The organism is Enterocloster sp. OA13 (genome assembly GCF_022440595.1).
Taxonomy (GTDB): Bacteria; Bacillota; Clostridia; order Lachnospirales; family Lachnospiraceae; genus Enterocloster; species Enterocloster hominis.
Genome location: NZ_JAKNTF010000001.1, coordinates 5,228,882 through 5,246,947, shown reverse-complemented (window position 1 = coordinate 5,246,947; position 18,066 = coordinate 5,228,882). Strand labels below are relative to the sequence as shown.

19 protein-coding genes are annotated in these 18,066 nt (G+C 46.7%); 15 read left to right on the top strand and 4 right to left on the bottom strand.

Annotation, left to right across the window (positions count from 1 at the left end):
• The 6 genes from MCJ35_RS23200 (at position 1) to MCJ35_RS23175 (ending at position 4,183) form a co-directional block, all read left to right on the top strand.
• On the top strand, positions 1-525 hold the full coding sequence (locus MCJ35_RS23200; protein ID WP_025485047.1) for a hypothetical protein: 525 nt from the start codon (positions 1-3) through the stop codon (positions 523-525).
• Entirely contained in the window at positions 522-920 is a 399-nt protein-coding gene (locus MCJ35_RS23195; RefSeq protein ID WP_025485048.1) for a hypothetical protein, read from the top strand. Before MCJ35_RS23200 ends, MCJ35_RS23195 begins: the two co-directional genes overlap by 4 nt.
• Positions 910-2,361 (top strand): DUF6382 domain-containing protein, encoded by a 1,452-nt coding sequence (locus tag MCJ35_RS23190; RefSeq protein ID WP_025485049.1) that lies wholly within the window; start codon positions 910-912, stop codon positions 2,359-2,361. Before MCJ35_RS23195 ends, MCJ35_RS23190 begins: the two co-directional genes overlap by 11 nt.
• 178 nt (positions 2,362-2,539) lie before the next feature.
• Positions 2,540-3,160 (top strand): rhomboid family intramembrane serine protease, encoded by a 621-nt coding sequence (locus MCJ35_RS23185; RefSeq protein WP_008720730.1) that lies wholly within the window; start codon positions 2,540-2,542, stop codon positions 3,158-3,160.
• Positions 3,161-3,204: 44 nt separating this feature from the next.
• On the top strand, positions 3,205-3,621 hold the full coding sequence (locus tag MCJ35_RS23180; protein ID WP_025485050.1) for an HIT family protein: 417 nt from the start codon (positions 3,205-3,207) through the stop codon (positions 3,619-3,621).
• A gap of 13 nt (positions 3,622-3,634) precedes the next feature.
• Positions 3,635-4,183: an RNA polymerase sigma factor gene (locus MCJ35_RS23175; RefSeq protein ID WP_008720728.1), complete on the top strand. Its 549-nt coding sequence runs from the start codon at positions 3,635-3,637 to the stop codon at positions 4,181-4,183.
• On the opposite strand, the gene murG is transcribed toward MCJ35_RS23175, so the two are convergent.
• A complete protein-coding gene (murG, locus tag MCJ35_RS23170; protein ID WP_025485051.1) occupies positions 4,180-5,250 on the bottom strand; it encodes an undecaprenyldiphospho-muramoylpentapeptide beta-N-acetylglucosaminyltransferase in 1,071 nt (356 codons plus the stop codon). The two genes, MCJ35_RS23175 and murG, sit on opposite strands and share 4 nt — an antisense overlap.
• A gap of 138 nt (positions 5,251-5,388) precedes the next feature.
• On the opposite strand from murG, the gene MCJ35_RS23165 reads away from it, so the two are divergent.
• Entirely contained in the window at positions 5,389-6,219 is an 831-nt protein-coding gene (locus MCJ35_RS23165) for a hypothetical protein (RefSeq protein ID WP_025485052.1), read from the top strand.
• A 15-nt stretch (positions 6,220-6,234) separates the two neighbouring features.
• A complete protein-coding gene (locus tag MCJ35_RS23160; protein WP_025485053.1) occupies positions 6,235-6,753 on the top strand; it encodes a DUF6147 family protein in 519 nt (172 codons plus the stop codon).
• A gap of 55 nt (positions 6,754-6,808) precedes the next feature.
• Here the strand turns inward: MCJ35_RS23160 and MCJ35_RS23155 are convergent, their stop codons facing one another.
• A complete protein-coding gene (locus MCJ35_RS23155; protein WP_008720724.1) occupies positions 6,809-7,051 on the bottom strand; it encodes a TIGR03905 family TSCPD domain-containing protein in 243 nt (80 codons plus the stop codon).
• Positions 7,052-7,205: 154 nt separating this feature from the next.
• On the opposite strand from MCJ35_RS23155, the gene MCJ35_RS23150 reads away from it, so the two are divergent.
• From MCJ35_RS23150 to MCJ35_RS23140, 3 genes are all read left to right on the top strand, one after another.
• On the top strand, positions 7,206-7,898 hold the full coding sequence (locus MCJ35_RS23150) for a 5'-methylthioadenosine/adenosylhomocysteine nucleosidase (protein ID WP_025485054.1): 693 nt from the start codon (positions 7,206-7,208) through the stop codon (positions 7,896-7,898).
• Positions 7,899-9,204: 1,306 nt separating this feature from the next.
• Positions 9,205-9,954 carry a hypothetical protein gene (locus tag MCJ35_RS23145; RefSeq protein WP_008720721.1) on the top strand — a complete coding sequence of 250 codons (750 nt, stop codon included), beginning with the start codon at positions 9,205-9,207 and terminating at the stop codon, positions 9,952-9,954.
• A 197-nt stretch (positions 9,955-10,151) separates the two neighbouring features.
• On the top strand, positions 10,152-11,501 hold the full coding sequence (locus tag MCJ35_RS23140) for a glucose-6-phosphate isomerase (RefSeq protein ID WP_025485056.1): 1,350 nt from the start codon (positions 10,152-10,154) through the stop codon (positions 11,499-11,501).
• A 106-nt stretch (positions 11,502-11,607) separates the two neighbouring features.
• Here MCJ35_RS23140 and MCJ35_RS23135 read toward each other — a convergent pair whose 3' ends face one another.
• Positions 11,608-11,874: a hypothetical protein gene (locus tag MCJ35_RS23135; protein WP_008720717.1), complete on the bottom strand. Its 267-nt coding sequence runs from the start codon at positions 11,872-11,874 to the stop codon at positions 11,608-11,610.
• 201 nt (positions 11,875-12,075) lie between these two features.
• Positions 12,076-13,110, bottom strand: coding sequence for a LacI family DNA-binding transcriptional regulator (locus MCJ35_RS23130; RefSeq protein WP_025485058.1), 1,035 nt, complete (start codon positions 13,108-13,110; stop codon positions 12,076-12,078).
• 321 nt (positions 13,111-13,431) lie between these two features.
• Here MCJ35_RS23130 and MCJ35_RS23125 point away from each other — a divergent pair, with 321 nt between their 5' ends.
• The 4 genes from MCJ35_RS23125 to MCJ35_RS23110 all read left to right on the top strand — a co-directional run bounded on the left by MCJ35_RS23125 (position 13,432) and on the right by MCJ35_RS23110 (position 18,027).
• Positions 13,432-14,877, top strand: coding sequence for a glycoside hydrolase family 32 protein (locus MCJ35_RS23125; RefSeq protein ID WP_025485059.1), 1,446 nt, complete (start codon positions 13,432-13,434; stop codon positions 14,875-14,877).
• 27 nt (positions 14,878-14,904) lie between these two features.
• The gene (locus MCJ35_RS23120) at positions 14,905-16,224 is read left to right on the top strand and encodes an ABC transporter substrate-binding protein (protein WP_025485061.1); all 1,320 of its coding nucleotides are present in this window, start codon (positions 14,905-14,907) and stop codon (positions 16,222-16,224) included.
• Positions 16,225-16,292: 68 nt separating this feature from the next.
• The gene (locus MCJ35_RS23115; RefSeq protein WP_025485062.1) at positions 16,293-17,195 is read left to right on the top strand and encodes a carbohydrate ABC transporter permease; all 903 of its coding nucleotides are present in this window, start codon (positions 16,293-16,295) and stop codon (positions 17,193-17,195) included.
• A gap of 1 nt (position 17,196) precedes the next feature.
• Positions 17,197-18,027 carry a carbohydrate ABC transporter permease gene (locus tag MCJ35_RS23110; RefSeq protein WP_025485063.1) on the top strand — a complete coding sequence of 277 codons (831 nt, stop codon included), beginning with the start codon at positions 17,197-17,199 and terminating at the stop codon, positions 18,025-18,027.
• The last annotated feature ends 39 nt before the right edge of the window (positions 18,028-18,066 follow it).

Genomic DNA, 18,066 nt, shown 5'->3' with positions numbered 1-18,066 from the left:
ATGGATAATATAAGCGGCTGGATGAATGTAAATGAAGTTGTCCTCAGAGGCGGATTCCTGATATTCCTGGCAGCAGCCAGTTATCAGGATTTTAAGGACAGGAGGATACATGTAAGTCTGTTCCTGGCATTCGGCACTGCGGGGGCGGCGCTGAGGGGAATACAGATCATACTGGAACTAAGGTCATATATGTCTGGGGACGGAATGGAGGCAGCATGGATACAGGCAGGAAAATGCATTAGGGATATGGGTATGGCAATGGTGATTGGAGGTGCACTCCTGGCATTGTCCGCGGCTACCGGGGAAGCCGTGGGCAGGGGGGATGGATGGTTTTTCGTGGTATCAGGCATCTATCTGGATTTTGCCAGGAATCTTCTGCTGCTGTGCGGGGGCCTGATTTTATGTTTTTTGGCCTGCGCCATACTTTTCATGAGGGGCGTGGGAAGCGGCAGGAATGTAAGGCACATGCGCCTGCCGTTTTTGCCGTTCATTTTACCGGCCGGGATAGGAGTGATGTTTCTGTGAGGAGAGGAAAATATTATGTCAAAGGCAGTTTTACGGTTGAGGCGGCCTGTATCATGGCGGCAGTCCTGTTGTCCATATCTGTGATGATCCATCAGGCTGCACATGTCCGTGACGAAGCCGTAGGCGCTATGGGACTTCATGAAGCAGTGGAAAAAGGCAGACATGAAAAAGGAGCAGAACTTCATGTTATCTCATCAACGGTACAGGATTACATGGGGCATCCCATGACATTTTCCAGTTATCAGATACAGTTGAAAAGCAGCTGGAACCGCATATCAGGAAAGGCGCAGGGCACGGGATGGAATCATGAGATTGAAGGAAAGCGGTTCAGGCCCGAAGCATTTCTGCGGAAAGTCACATTGATTGAGGGGCTGGGAGAATCAGATGGAGATTAGTTACAGGAGGGAAATAAAACACAATTACCTGGTCATAACACCTGATTGCGGAACCATTCCAGGTTATGAAGCACGTATGCTTGCCGGCAATGAGATTCAAGGGCTGCTGCGCATGCATATCCGGTATCAGGATGGGAATCCCCTTTACTATTATGATATTACATCCAGGCAGCCTTTAAACCGTCTGCTGGACGCGCGTTTTATAAGCAGGGATGAAATCTGCCAGATTCTGATACAGGTTCATGTTGCATTGATGCGGATGGAAGAGTATCTGCTGGGGGATGGAGGCATCCTGATGGACCCCGGCCTGATTTATATGGACCCGGAACTGTTCCAAATAGGCCTGTGCTTGGTACCGGGACAGGCCGGGGTATTTCCGGAAGAGCTGAGCCATTTTTTACAGTATATACTTAAATGCGTTAATCACAAGGACAGGGAGTGCGTGGTCCTGGCATATGGGGTATATCAGGAAAGCCTGAAGGATAATTATGGCCTGGATGACATTTTAAAGTTTATTGTTTCAGATAATGATAAACGTGAGCCGGAAAAGCAGAAGGAACAACATGCTTCCTGCTCCGGGTATAAGGATAGATATGAACCTCAGGCAGAAGGGGGACCGGCACCTGACAGGGAATATGAAAGTGGATGGCATGGGATAAAAGAGGATGAGGTGCCGGTCCGGGATATCCATAAAGACAACGCTGAGAAAAGTGGCATAAAAAAGGAACTTGCTTCCATGGCAAGGCTGGCCGCGGTGTGGATGGCGACAGTTGTTCTGGTTCCGGCTGCAATCTGGCTATTTGGCGGAAAGATCAGACTGGTTTCCATGAAGGTTACCCTTATCTGGCTGGATGCAGGACTTTTCCTGTTCCTGGCTGTCTTTGATATCCTGCGGATGCTATTATCCCGAATAAAGGAGAGACATGGGGAGGTCACGGAGCGGGGGCCGGAGCCAACGCCGGGAGCGGAGCAGGATTCCTGGAGAATCCTGTATGATGATGACGATAAAGAGGAAATATGGTCTTCGGAAACAGATAAAACCACAATGGAACCTGCTGCCAGGAATGTCCCGGAGGTAAAAAGCAGTCCCGAACCATTAGATGATGAGGTTTTCAGGACCACACTTTTATGCGGAAAACCTTCAGGTGAAGGAGTCCGCCGGCTAAGGGCAATGGATGAAGATTGTGAGGATATCATTCTTCCATATTATCCGTTTGTAATAGGTAAAAATAAGAATCTGGCAGATTACACGCTGCAAAAGGATACGGTAAGCCGTTTTCATCTGAGAATTGATAACGAAGGAGAGATATATACGGTAACAGACCTTAATTCCACCAATGGTACACGGGTGAACGGGAAGGCGCTTGACGCCAATGGAACATCTGTAATAGAGACAGGTGATGAATTGTATATTGCAGATGTAGGATTTGTATTTGAATAATAGCAGGCAGATACATTAAGTTGACATAAAAATGCGTCTTTTGTGTCAAAAAATGTGATATATTACAAAAAACACATGGGAGGGGGACGATAAAATTAATTATATTGTAACTTACCCACTTAACAAGAACTTGAAAGTATGCTAAGATAAGATATCATTGATGATGTGAGGAAGGCCGATGAATGCTTATAAGATAAGGGATAAGGCATATGTTAATATAGCGTTGATTGCTGTAAATGTGCTTATTTTTCTTTATTTTGAGTTAATCGGTGACACGGAAGATACAATGTTCATGATAATGCACGGAGCCGTCTATGAACCGCTTGTTGTCTTACGTGGTGAGTATTACCGGCTGTTTACTTCCATGTTCCTGCATTTTGGGGCCAGTCATTTAGTGAATAACATGCTGGTCCTCTTTGTGTTGGGCGAGAGAATGGAACAGGTCCTGGGACATGTAAAATATCTTATATTTTATATTGTCAGCGGAATTGCTGCTAATATCATATCCATAGCGGTTCATATGGGTTCGGCATATGCAGCGGTGTCAGCAGGGGCTTCGGGAGCCATTTTCGGTGTGGTAGGCGGCCTGGTCTATGTGGTTGCTGTTAATCATGGCCAGTTGGACGGTCTTACCAACCGGCAGCTGGGGTTCATGATTATCCTGAGTCTGTACCATGGCTTTACTGCATCGGGAGTAGACAATTGGGCCCACATAGGAGGCCTGTTTTCCGGCTTCATCTTAAGTATCTTTCTGTACCGGAGGAAACATACTGCCAGGATCTTTGGTACAGGAAGGTAGAAACTTACAGCTGTGTAAACCGCAGCAGAAGGAGGACTTTCAATATGACAGATGACAATTGTATTTTTTGTAAAATAGCAAACGGGGTAATTCCGTCAACAACCCTGTACGAGGATGAGCAGTTCCGGGTAATCCTGGATTTAGGTCCGGCTTCCAGAGGACATGCACTCATTCTGCCGAAACAGCATTTTGCAGATGTATGTGACCTGGATGAGGAGATTGCGGCAAAGGTGCTTCCACTGGGTGCTAAGATTGGCGCTGCAATGAAGAAGTCCCTTGGATGTTCCGGTTTTAACCTGGTTCAGAATAACGGTGAGTCAGCAGGACAGACTGTGTTTCATTTCCATATGCATATAATTCCCAGATATGAGAATGGACCATCGATAGTAAGCTGGACTCCCGGCACGGCATCACCGGAGGAACTGGCCCAGATTGCAGAAAAAATTAAGAGCAGCTTGTAAAGATGAAGTGACTATGGAAAAGAAAATGGATGCTGATAAGAAAAAGAAGTTTGAGGAAATGTACCTGGATTTCCAGCTGATACTGAGAAAGATGGCCTATGTCAATGACATTCCATATGATTATATTGATGATGTGGTACAGGATACATTTGTCTCATATGCCCACTATGATTATTCACTTGACCTGCCATTGGACAATACCAAGATGCTGTTAATAACCATTCTCAAAAGCCGCTGCATGGATTTTCACCGTAAGATGAAGCACAGAAGCTATGGGGAACTGGATGAAGAAGCATATAACAGTGAAAGTTATCCATCTCATGACAGGTCGGGCAGTCTTCCTGATTTTGTGGTAAGTAAAGAGAAGTGTCAGGCCCTTCTCAAGGAGATTGAGAAACTGCCTGAGAACTGGAGACAGGTGGCTGTCTTAAGATTAATAGAGGGACGGCCGACCAGGGAAGTGTGCGAAATCCTGAACATTACAGAAAAGGCATGCTATTCCCGGGTCAGCCGTATCAGAAAATATCTGGAGATATTGTTAAATGATGATAACTGGCCTTAAGATGATTTTACACATGATTCAATGAGGGACATGACGGTCTCAACTGCATTGTTAAGACGGCTCTGTTCCATGGCCTGTATATAGGCGGCCCTGTTCTGATACAGGCCGTCAATTGCTTGAAACAGGTTCTCATTTGTTATGGACTCCTCCTCCAGAACCTTGCTGAATCCCTGTTTTGCAAAGGAATTCGCATTGAGGATCTGGTCGCCGCGGCTGGCAGAAGCGGACAGGGGAATCAAAAGGTTTGGCTTGCGCAGCGCCAACAGCTCACAGATGGAATTGGCTCCGGCTCTGGAGATGACGATATCGGCTGCTGCGAACAGATGCCTTAATGGGGCATCTACATACTCATACTGTACATATCCGGCTGTACCAATCAGGCTTTCGTCCAGATTGCCTTTGCCGCAGATATGTATTACCTGGTAATTGGCAAGAAGACGTGGAAGGATACTGCGTACGGCCTGGTTCACTGTGACAGAGCCAAGACTTCCGCCAATAATCAGGAGAACAGGTTTATCTGCACTGAGGTGCGTATAAGACAGACCTGACAGGCGGTCACCCTGAAGCAGTTCTTTTCGGATGGGGGAGCCTGTAAGGATTGCCTTGTCTTCCGGGAGATACTTCAGTGTCTCGGGGAAGTTACAGCAAACCTTGGAAGCAGAAGGGATGCAGATTTTATTAGCCAGTCCAGGAGTCATATCTGATTCGTGGATAATGGTGGGGATTTTATAATGTCTGGCAGCCAGTACCACAGGGACTGCGACGAATCCACCTTTGGAAAATACTACATCCGGCTTATAACGTCTGATGAGACGCAGTGCTTCTCCATAACCCTTAATGACACGGAACGGGTCAGAAAAGTTCTTGATGTCAAAATACCTGCGCAGCTTACCAGAGGATATGCCATCATAGGGAATACCTGCATTTTCAATAAGCTTGCGCTCCATGCCCTGATAGGAGCCAATATAGCGGATATCATAGCCTGCTTCCCTGAGGGAAGGAATCAAAGCCAGGTTGGGAGTGACGTGTCCGGCAGTACCGCCGCCGGTAAGAATGATTTTTTTCATGAAAACCTCCTGAAGGTTATGTTATGATGGGGAAAATCCCGGATCATAAACGTCTACTATTATAGTAAGCATTAAACGCAAAAAGTCAACCCTAAAGGCAAAGGTAACTTTAGGAGATTTTGTAAACAGAGGTGTCACGTGGGAGATTATAACAAAGATTCAGAACAGGACAAGGACAAATCAATAGACTTCCTGCTTCGGGAAATGTGTGATTGTTCAAGGGAAGACCTTTTAGATGAATTTGAGGCAGCCAGCAATACAGATATTCCCCTGCCTATTCCTGAACCAGCTGCAGATGAATTTGAGAAAATCTGGTCCAGGATACAGGAAGAAAGGACTGAGTCAGCGGATACAACTGAACTGGCCGAATCCGAAGAACCAGAAGAGGACAAGGTAGTCCGGGTCCGGTTTGGATGGAAGCGGCTGGCAGCAATTGGGTTGATTGCATGTTTGATAGCTGGTAGTGGTAGTATTGTGTCGATGGGGCGGAAGTCTTATTTTTTCCGGGAGCGGAAGGATGAGATGTTAAAAAATACAGTTTATAATAATGATAAAAATAAGACATCAATTAATGGTGAAGAGGAAGCTTACGTATTGATACAAGAGGAACTTAATATCAAACCATTAAAACTAGGTTATATGCCTGTTGAAATGAAGTTCTCAGACATACGGTTGGAGGATGGGTATGCATTTCTAGAATTTACATATGGGGATAAACTGATTTATTTTACACAAACAAAATATGATAAAAAGGCATCATATAATTATAAGTTTAGTTCTGATACGCAGAATGATATTATAGTTTATAATAAGTGGTTGAGGGAAGATATAAAAATTAAGATGGAAACACATTCGGATGGTTTGGTGACCTATGAATCTTCTTTTGTAGTGGATGGATCATATTATAGTTTAGTCGGATATGTAGAAGAGGATGTTTTCCTGAAGATGGTAGAACAATTGACATTTTAGTAACGGAGGATAAAAATGAAAAAGATAAAATATACAATAATGATGTCTGTTATGGTATTAATATTATCAACAATGAATGTATATGCTATGCCTTATAACGTTGACGGATATACTTCTGTAGATGAGGTATCAAAATTATTACCACCAGGAGTTAAACAAAGTAGGGTTACAGAAAGTACTCGTACACGTGGTGATTTTTTTATGAAAGCAGATTTGGTAATCAAAGATGATGGCAATGGTGATATAGGTGCATTGGCAGTAGCATATACTGCAGTTCCTGTAGATGAGGCATATATCACAATTTATTTAGATCAATGGGATGAAGTGGATGAACGTTGGCGCCAAGTTGATTATTATGAAGCTGAGTTTTATGCTTCTGATTATCCGGATGGTTTAACAGCTCCTACTGTTAATACAACGTTTAAGAAGCAGAAGAAAGGATATTATTACCGTTTAAGAGGTATATTTGGTGTAATGTACAATAACGAGTATGAAGGCTTTACTCCTGTAACGGATGGTATCTTAATAGAATAAATCAAAAGGCAGGTCCCCCGACCTGCCTTAACTTTACTCTTATGTATACCCCCTACTACTGTGCCTTATACTGCTTCAAAGCCCGAGCCAACTGATCCGGACAGGATGTGGGCCTGGGGCCGCAATGGATGCCGTCCAGTCTTGTGATTGCATCGTCTATGTCCATTCCTTCTATCAGTCTGGACAGGCCCTGGGTGTTGCCGGAACATCCGCCTACGAACTGGACATTGGTAAGTTTGTTATCTTTTACTTCAAAGGATATCTCCCGTGAACAGACTCCTTGTGTTTTATACCTCATGTATATAGCCTCCTGCTTGAATCATTCATGTATATCAGATTATGCCTTATGAAAATGGGAATGTCAAGTGCGAATAAGCTTTATACTTGAAAAACTGTACACTTTCGATATAATAAAGGATAGGTGTCCTACAGGGGACAAGAAGGAGGTTTTTATGTTAGGAATTATCGGAGCCATGGATGAAGAAGTATCCAAGCTTAAGGAACGGCTGACAGATGTACAGGTAGAGACCAGGGCGGCTATGGATTTTTATAAGGGCAGACTGGATGGAAAGGATGTAGTGGTGGTGCGCTCCGGCATCGGAAAGGTCAATGCCGCCATGTGTACACAGATACTGGCAGATATATATAATGTTGAGGGAATTGTGAATACAGGTATAGCTGGTTCGCTTAAGGCGGAGATTGATATCGGAGATATTGTCCTGTCTAATGATGCGTTGCAGCATGATGTGGACGCCTCTGGTTTTGGATATGCTGTAGGGCAGATTCCACGTGTGGATACACTTGCTTTTGAGGCAGATGGGAAGCTGATTCAGCTGGCCAGGGAGTGCTGTGCCAGGGTGAATCCGGATATACACACATTCGTGGGCCGTGTTGTGACAGGGGACCAGTTTATTTCGGATAAGGATAAGAAGCAATGGCTTGTGGAGACATTTGCCGGATATTGCACTGAGATGGAAGGGGCCGCTATTGCACAGGCATGTTATTTGAATTCCATCCCATTTTTGATTGTAAGGGCTATCTCGGATAAGGCGGACGACAGCGCTACGGTTGATTATCCTGCTTTTGAGGCAAAGGCAATCACGCATTCAGTAAACCTGCTGACGGAGATGATACGTTCTTATTAAGCAGTAATAGAGCACTTTTTAGAATCAGGGACCTCTTTGGTATCATTCCAGGAGGTTCTTTACATTTAAGGGACTATTTCCGGTAATTGTTTCCTAAACCAATGGTAATGTTGTGTATGGATTGATACCCAAAGTCAATCGCAAAACCATTCATGGAGATAAATATAGGTCAAACCCACACCCGGATATCAACGAGGTACCTTGTAACAACAGAAAATGGGAAGAGATTCCAGGTTATGCCCCAGCGATTTGAGCGGGAGCAAAGGTAGAGCATCTGGAGAGTTCCACTATATTTATAGAAGGGGACCGCATAAAATCATAAATAAACAGAGCGCTAAAGCACTGTTCCCCTGCCAATCCAACTATCGATTCATCTACCAATCTCCCCAAAGCCAATCCCCCAAAGCCAATCCTCCCAAAGCCAATTCCCCCAACGCCAACCCCTCCCAAATCCAATCCTCCCAAAGCCAATCCCCCCCCAAAGCCAATCCTCCCAAAGCCAATCCTCCCAAAGCCAATCCTCCCAAAGCCAATCCCCCCAAAGCCAATCCCCCCAAAGCCAATCCTCCCAAAGCCAATCCCTTTCAAAGCCAATCCTCCCAAAGCCAATCCTCCCAAAGCCAATCCTCCCAAAGCCAATTCCTCCCAACGCCAATCCTCCCAATTTCAATCATCCCAACGTCAATCCCCCTAACATCAATCTGCCCCCACCCAATTCCGACCCTCCCCTACGTTCCGGCCCGCCCGTATTCCCGGCTTCCATAAAACCAGGGACAGATTCCTGCGGTCATCTGCCGCCCGCAGCGTCCACAGTACAGATAGGATGCGCTGCGCTTACCCCCCTGCTATATACGGCCCAGTTTTTTCAGTGATGCCAGGCGGGTCCGGCTGCCACCTAAACCTTACGTTTGGCCTCTCAATTGCTGGGTTAAGCAGATATATCATATCTCATGGACAGGGGATGGAATTTAAACTATATGTTCCAGCAGGCATGATTATTGACCGGATTGGGAGAAGGAGTTTGTCAGGGAAGGAGGAGACAGGGCCTTAATATACAGGCTTTTTAAGGGATATCTTACCTTTCAGGATCGTTTTTTAGGAGAATTTGGCGAACGATTCTAGGCTTTCTCAACTTCCCAAATTAAAATCCGTTGCTATAATAGACTTTACCGGGAAACGCCTGACTGCAGGGGCATTTCCCAAACGACGGATAATGGCGCCTGCGGCAATGCGGCCGCCAATCAGATACCGTCAATAATAGTATAGTAACTGGAAGGAATCCGGGAAGAAGAAAGGGGCTTTTACAATGATGAGCTTTTTACAAACAGGAAAGGCACTGTATGTGCTGGCAGCAATCTGCCTGGCGGGGGTATTCAGTCGGCTGATGGCGGGAAGCTTCTACAAACGATTAATTAAAGAGAGTACCAACATGGCATTGACCAAGAACAAGTGTCTGCGTAATTTGAAACAGAATGCAGAGGATACATATAGAATTAATCAGGGTATGAGCAACACACGTGTTTATCTGGAACGCCAGATGTACAGCCTCCGTACGGCAGGAATGACTGCAAGAGGACTGGACAACCTGTCAGGGCAGCTGACACTTCTCTGCTTCCTGGCAGGCGGCGGGGCAGCATTTCTCTCTTATTGGTATAGAAGTGATAATTATTATATTGTTCTTTACGGCTCCATCGGTATCCTGGCAGGCATGTTCACCATGCTGGTGGATTATGGGGTGAATCTGGAGGCCAAGCGCCAGCAGCTTCTCACCTGCTTACAGGATTATATGGAAAATGTGATGTGGCCGAGAATGAACCGCGAGGGCAGTGCGGAGCATGTGCCTGCCGTTACAGCAGAGGAGGAGCGCAGGGAACCGGCGCCTGTACGCTCCATTGGAAGGGAACGCCGTTCAAATAATAACAACAGACGTGGGCTGGAGCAGACAGCTGCCAGCAGGGAGAGACAGGAGGACAAGTCCAAGGATAACTGGCTTCAGGATCTGAATCCGGACCAGAAGCGGATGCTTGGGGAATTGTTAAAGGAGTTTATTTCATAGAAAGATTTCCAGGAAACCATTTTCAGAATAAGTCCTGAAAATGGAACTTGAAAATCGAATCCATAAATTAGAAAGAAATAGAATTATAAGACGGGATATGGTATAATTTAAACGATAAGCGGCTTTACCGCAATAGATAGAGGCATGGATCGGCTTGGATGTCCGTCCATGGACATAAGAAAAGGAGAGCGCGAATTATGGTAAAGGAAGTAACATTTGATTATTCCAAGACAGCGGGAGTCATATCTGCTGAGGAGATGGCCAACTTTAAGACCACGGTAATGAGTGCAAAGGAAACCTTGCTCAGTAAGACGGGAGCAGGCAGCGATTTTCTGGGATGGATTGACTTGCCTGTGGATTATGACAAGGATGAGTTTGCAAGGATTAAGAAGGCGGCAGCCAAGATTCAGGGTGATTCTGATGTCCTTTTAGTAGTGGGAATCGGCGGTTCCTATCTGGGAGCCAGGGCGGCCATTGAATTTCTGTCACATAGCTTTTATAATGTGTTACCTAAGAGCGTTCGTAAGACACCTGAGATTTATTTTGTGGGCAACAGCATCAGCAGCAAGTATATCCATGATTTAAAGCAGGTATTGGAAGGAAAGGATTTCTCCATCAATATCATTTCCAAGTCAGGCACTACCACTGAACCGGCAATCGCATTCCGTGTATTCAAGGAGATGCTGATTGAAAAGTATGGCAAAGAAGAGGCTAACAAGCGCATCTACGCAACCACAGACAAGGCTAAAGGCGCCCTTAAGAATCTGGCGGACGAAGAAGGATATGAGGAATTCGTTGTACCGGATGACGTAGGCGGGCGATTCAGCGTATTGACAGCTGTAGGCCTTCTGCCAATCGCGGTCAGTGGAGCGGATATTGATAAATTGATGGAAGGCGCTGCTTCAGGAAGGAAGAAAGCGCTGGAGACCCCATATGAGTCCAACCCTGCCCTGCTTTATGCAGCAGTGCGCAACATCCTGCTTCGCAAAGGCAAATCAGTTGAGATCGTGGCCAACTATGAGCCAAGCCTTCACTACGTGTCCGAGTGGTGGAAGCAGCTCTATGGTGAGAGCGAGGGCAAGGATCAGAGAGGCATTTTCCCGGCAGCAGTGGATCTGACCACGGATCTGCACTCCATGGGACAGTTCATCCAGGACGGAGCACGTATCATGTTTGAGACAGTGATCAATGTGGAGGAATCTCCGGAAGAGATTCTCCTGAATAAAGAAGACGTGGATACCGACGGAATGAATTACCTGGCTGGGAAGAGCGTGGATTTTGTTAATAAGAGTGCCATGAACGGCACGATTTTGGCTCACACGGACGGCAATGTACCGAACCTGATGGTTAAGGTACCGGAGCAGAATGCGTTCTATCTGGGAGAACTGTTCTACTTCTTTGAATTTGCCTGCGGCGTAAGCGGTTATATTCTGGGTATTAATCCGTTTAACCAGCCGGGTGTGGAGAGCTATAAGAAAAATATGTTCGCACTGTTAGGCAAGCCTGGATATGAGGAGCAGAGGGAAGAACTGCTTAAGAGGCTGTAATGGACTGTTTGGCACGGTAAATCCATAAAGGATAAAAGGCCGTCCTGCTGATGATGTAAGTCAGCAGGGCGGCTTTTCAATTGCAGTATCAAAAGACTGGTTTCATCTACTCTTCAATAACCTGTATCTCAAGATAATCAAAGTCAATGGATTCGATAAAATTATCCTGTGAAAAACGGGCTTTATCGTGATATTTAAAATCCTTTACAGTAGAGTCCAGCCACATGGGCTTTTCCAGATTGAACTCGTAGCAGATGGAGTCCAGGGAGTCAAAAACCATCTGGGTCCTGGACAGGGAGTAGTCTGATATGCATATCACGGTATCCTGTAACAGATGGTTGTCCTTCATTAATTTTCCCCACATTCTGAACATAAGGCTTCTCCTTCTTTCTTATATTTACCTGCTGTATCAGGCAATGCTTCTGTGAGCAATTTTGCGTCTGAGGTTTAGTATATCATTTAATTCCAGGTTTTAAAAGGATTTATATTTATTTCCCAGCAATTTAAAGGTTCAGGTAAAGGTCCAGGCAAAGGTTCAGGTAAAGGTTCAGGAGAAAGATTCAATGGCGGCAGGTCATATATCTGTGGACTCCCTTATGATCAGCTCCGTGGAATACTGGGAGAAAACACAGGGTGTCCTGGGTGTCCTGATCCTGGTCAGCAGGCAGTTGGCGGCCGCTATGCCAAGCTGCTCCTTGGGTGTGTGTATGGTTGTCAGCGGAGGATTACATTTGGCTGACTGGTTGATGTCGTCAAAACCCACAAAGGCAACCTCCTCAGGAATGCGGTGTCCAAGGAACTGTATGGCGTGCATGACCTGTATGGCTGTCCAGTCATTGCCGCATATATAGACATCGGGAAGCCCTTCCATGGACTTGAGCTTATTGACAAGATAGGGAAAATCCATGTACTGGTTATTGGTTTCATAGAGCAGGGAGTGGGCCTGGTCAAGGGGAAGCTCCAGCTCATTCAAGGCTTCGCAGAGCGCGTCGAAACGTTCCTGGAATCCGCGGCCCACATTATAGGAATAGATGTCACCGGCAAAGGAAAAACGGCGTTTTCCCTGATCTGCCAGAAGCTTGACAATCCGCTTTACATTGGACTTATTTTCCATGGTGATGATATCCAGCCTGCCAATCAGGTTCTCATATTCTTTGGGCATGTCCACGGTCACACATGGGATGCCTGTTTCGATTAATGTCTGGCAGGCCTCACGGCTGCATATCTCAACCATGATGATGCCCTGGATGGAGGTATCATAGACAATGGGAGGAAACTGTTTCTTTTCCAGCTCTTCATCCGTGATGATGCCCAGGGTAAGGGTGTATCCGCAGGGGGTAAGCACGGATTCAATCCCTTTCATGACATTGACCCAGAATTCAGAGTAGTCTGCCGATGCCTTTGTAAGGAAAAGAATGGTTCCCTGGGAGGATGAGGATGCAGGGACGGATGTTTCATTTAAGATATTCCTGTAATTCATTTCGCGGGCTTTTTCGAAGATTAACCGTTTGGTTTCCTCCGAAACCCCGCCTTTTCCATTAAGGGCTTTTGAGACCGTGTTTCGTGATATGTTTAATTCATGGGCAATGTCCTGTATGGTACAGTTCATATGACAACCTCCTGAAGTTATTTATAAGCATATTATAATGTGCATTTGGGGAAAATGCAAACAGTTTTTGTGTTCAAATGCAACATTGCAAGGAATGGGATATATAAAACAGAAGGTGTGCAACGATGGGTGCAAATGCACACATAAATTTCATTAATATAACTACAGACATTGTGTTAAATTCATAATAAACCACAGGATTCACTGTATATGTATACGAAATTCATAGAGCAGCACCCTAAATACATTGACAATAATGTGTGCATTAACTAAAATAAAAGTGCAAATGAAAGAAAAATGTAACTATAAAGGATGGGGCAAATGGATAAATTATTCTTCAAACCAGACAACGCATGGGTAGGTGACCTGATACCATATTACGAAGACGGCACATACTATGCATACTACCTGCATGATCCCAGGGTTAACCCGGGCGAGTTCGCAGAAGAGACAACTTGGCACCTGGCCACGACAAAGGACTGCAGGAAATTCCAGTACCAGGGCGAGGCCATAACAAGAGGAGGGGATGACCGTCCCAATAAGAACATTTACACAGGTTCCGTGATTAAGAAGGGTGAAAATGAATATTATGCGTTCTACACTGCGTTTAATGCGGATATCCAGATTCATGGCAAGAGCGTGCAGTCCGTAATGAGGGCGTTCAGCACGGACCTGATCCACTGGGAGACGGATGAGGATTTTCTGTTTGTGGCAGATGACAGCATGTATGAGTCATTTGACTGGCGGGATCCATATGTATTTAAAAATGAGGAAGAGGGCAATTACTGGATGCTGCTGGCTGCCAGGAAAAAGGGCGGCGGCGCCCACCGGGGCGGCTGTACGGCCCTGTGCAAATCAACGGATCTGGTCAACTGGACCTATGAAGAACCGTTTTACGCCCCGGAGATGTATGTGACAATGGAATGCCCGGAGGTTTTTCAGATGGGCGGCTGGTGGTACCTTGTATTCTCCACATTTTCAGACCGCTTTACCACGCATTACAGAATGGCCAGGACGCTGGACGGGCCGTGGGGGATTCCGGACGACGATGTGTTTGACACCAGGGCGGATTACGCAATCAAGACTGCTTTTGACGGTCAGAAGCGGTTTGCATTCGGATGGATTGCAAGTAAGGCCGGGAATAATGATTACGGTCCCTGGGAGTGGGGCGGCACCATGGTCGCACATGAGATTGTCCAGGAACCGGACGGGACATTAAGCGTGAAACCCACGGAGGCAATGAAGGATTTCTATAACCAGGTACTGCCCGTCAATGATTTATGTTATTATCATTGTACCGCCAGAGAAGAGGCGGGGAAAACCATCATCCAGTCGGAAACCCTGGGCGCCGTGCTGTTTCCGGTTCCGGAACAGGGATTTGAACTGGGTCTCACCATTACCCCCGGTCAATCCGCAGAGACAGGTGTGGCGCTGCACACGGATACGGGAATGGAAAACGGTTATTTCCTCAGGATGGACCTGTCGCGGCGCACGGCTGCATGGGATATGTGGCCAAGGTCGGGCCAGGGCGTTTACCAGTGGCAGATTAAGGGCGATATCCCATGCCAGATTGAGACTTCAAGGAAGCTTCCGGCAGCAGATACATACCATATAAGGATTTTCCGGGAGGATGACCTATGTGTGCTATATGTGAATGACCGGATGGCCATGTCCACCAGGATGTACGACCATAAAGGCGGCCTTGCCGGTATCTATACAGTGGGGGGTACGGCGGCTGTCAGCGGATGTCAGATAAAAGTCAAATAATCATAATGCAGAGAAGGAGAAGAGAATATGAAAAAAAGAATGTTAGCAATCGTATTAACAGCAGCAGCCATGCTGACCATGGCGGCATGCGGCCAGGGGACGCCATCAGGCAGTCCGTCCGGGGCTTCTGAGAATGGGAAAGGGAACGCGGACAGCGATGTGACCGTGGTCAAATGGTTTGCCTCCAGACCTGTGGACGGGGAAATAGACCTGACCATGAGGGAGATTGCCGAGCAGTACGGCAAGGAAAAAGGAGGAAAATGGAAGATAGAGGTTGAGACAACGGCGGACAGGCCCTCCTACCTCCAGAAGCTTAAGACACTGATTGCAGGCGGACAGATGCCGGACATCATTGATATTGACGCAGACCCTTACTGTCAGGAACTTGTGGATGCAGGATATCTTGTGGACGTGAAGAAGTTCTTACAGGATGAAGGACTTTATGACAGGTTCTATCCAACCGCCCTGCGCTATCAGGAATTTACGGATGGTTCCATGTACACCCTGCCGCTGGAATATCATGTGGAAATGATCTGGTACAATAAGGACATATTTAAGGAAAATGGCGTCGAGGTGCCAAAGACCATGGATGAATGGCTGGATGTCTGCAGGACCCTTAAGGACAATGGCATTACACCGATTTCCGTAGACGGAATCGACCGGTGGCCGGTACAGCGCTACATTGCAATGATGCCGTTCAGGATGACCGGGAATGAGTATATCATTAACCTGAGGGACGGAAAGGCCTCCATGGGGGATGAAACCGGCAGGCAGGCCGTGGAATTCTTACAGGAAATCGGACAATATTTTAATGAAGGCTTCGGGGCGACGGATTACGCCACGGCCCAGTCCATGTTCCTGGACGGAAAGTCAGCCATGTATTATATAGGGGATTGGGAGCAGGCCGCCATGCTTGAAGCGTACAACGCAGGCAAGGTTGATTACTTCTATCTTCCGACCGCAGAAGGCGCAAAGACAGGAGCCAATGAGTTCTGTGTCAATTCAGGAATCGGCATGGCGTTCAACACACAGACCTTTGACGCTAAGACCAAGGACTTCATAAAGTATGTGATTGAGAATTATGGTAAGATTTATGCCGGACGTATGCAGATGTCGCCCATCAAGACAGAACTGCCGGGAGACATCCAGTTTACGGACCTGTATTTACGGATCCGGGAAGACATGGAAAAGACAGGGGAAAATTTCCTGAAGCCATGGGATACGTATCTGGATGTGGACACAAATACCGTGATGCAGGATAACATGCTTTTGCTGGCAGCCGGCGACATGACAGTGGATGACTTTATAAAGATTGTGGATGACGCCATTGCTTCCAATGTTAAATAGAAGGCTTGCATGGCTGCCGCGGGTATCTGGGATTCCCGGGGCAGCCGGTATGGAAAGGGGAATGGGATATGGGCATTTTAAGGGACAGGAAGGCGTTCTGTGTATTTCTTCTGCCAGGCTTATTGTTTTATATACTGGCTGTGTTTTATCCGATTGAGGAGTCAATCCGGCTGAGTTTTATGGAATGGGGAGGCATTGGCGCCAGAAAGTTCGTGGGCCTTGATAATTACATCCATATGTTCAGGGACCCTGTCTTCTATACCGCCTTTGTGAATAACCTGATATACCTTGTCATCGTGGTGTCCATGCAGCTGATGATAGGGCTTATATTTGCAGTGCTGCTTACCTATATGACAAAGCACGTTGCCCTGATTAAAACCTTATATTATGTTCCGTGCATCATTACTACGGTGGCTGTTACCCAGCTGTTCAGAAGCATGTATGCCACCGAACCCGTGGGCCTGATTAACCAGATATTGAATGTTTTTGGCATCCGCAGCATCAGCTGGCTTACAAATATCAAGACGGTCCTTGCAGCCGTATCCCTGCCGGAGGGATGGCGGTTTGCCGGGATGTATATGGTTATCTTCTATGCAGCCCTGATTTCCCTGGATAAGGAAGTCATGGAGGCGGCCAGGGTGGATGGGGCAACAGACTGGCAGCTGCTGATTAGGATTAAGCTTCCCATGATCCGTCAGATCATCCTTCTCACCCTGACCATGTGCCTGACCGGCGCCCTGAGGGGATTTGACATACCGTTCCTCCTGACCAATGGAGGCCCGGGCAATGTCAGCGAGCTGATGTCTACCTATATGTATAAGAAGGCATTTTCCAGCAACCAGTATGGTTATGGAAGCACGCTGTCCGTGTTCATCATCATAGAAAGTATCCTGGTGGTTGCCCTGCTCCGGGCGGTGATGTCGGAGGAAAAGACATTCATAAAAAAGAAAAAACACGCGGGGGGACAATGACATGGCTAAAAAGAAGATTGGAAAAGTAATATTCCTGGTTGTTATATGCCTGTTTTTGGCGGTGCAGCTATATCCTGTGCTGTGGCTGTTCCTGGCAAGCATCAAGCCCACCACGGAGTTGTCCGCAGCACCGTTTGCCCTGCCGAAATCGCCTACCCTGGCAAATTATATTAAGATATTCTCAGACGGGAAAATCCTGGGGTACATGTGGAACAGCTTTAAAATCACGGCGGTTTCCATTGTCCTCATCGTTTTCCTGAGCGCCACGGCGGGGTTTGCGATTTCTAAATTCAGGTTCAGGCTCACGGGCAGGATTTATGCGTTTTTTACGTTCGGAATCATGATTCCGGTTCAGATAACCCTGATTCCCCTGTTTATCTTTTACAGCAGGATGCACATACTCAACACCAGCTTTTCACTGATCCTGCCCCAGGTGGGATTTGCGCTGCCACTGTCCGTCATGCTGTTTGTCAGCTTTTACAGCTTCATTCCCAATGAGCTGATAGAATCTGCCATTGTGGACGGCTGTTCCCCATACCGCACCTTTACCTCCATTGTTTTCCCGCTGGCTAAGAATACGGTGATTACGGTGGCGTCCATGCACAGTATCTTTATATGGAACGACTTCATATTCGCCAACACATTCATCAGCGAGCAGGCGGCCAAGACAGTAGCCCTGGGCCTTAAGGATTATGTGGGGGCCTTTGGGAATGTGGACTGGGGTTCCACGTACGCGGCCATTGCCGTATCAATCCTTCCGCCCATGATTGTGTATTTTGTGCTGAATAAGTGGGTGGCAGAGGGCATGACGGCCGGAGCGGTGAAGGGGTAGGGGAAAAGATGGGAGCGGATTTTCAAACACGCTCTAAGG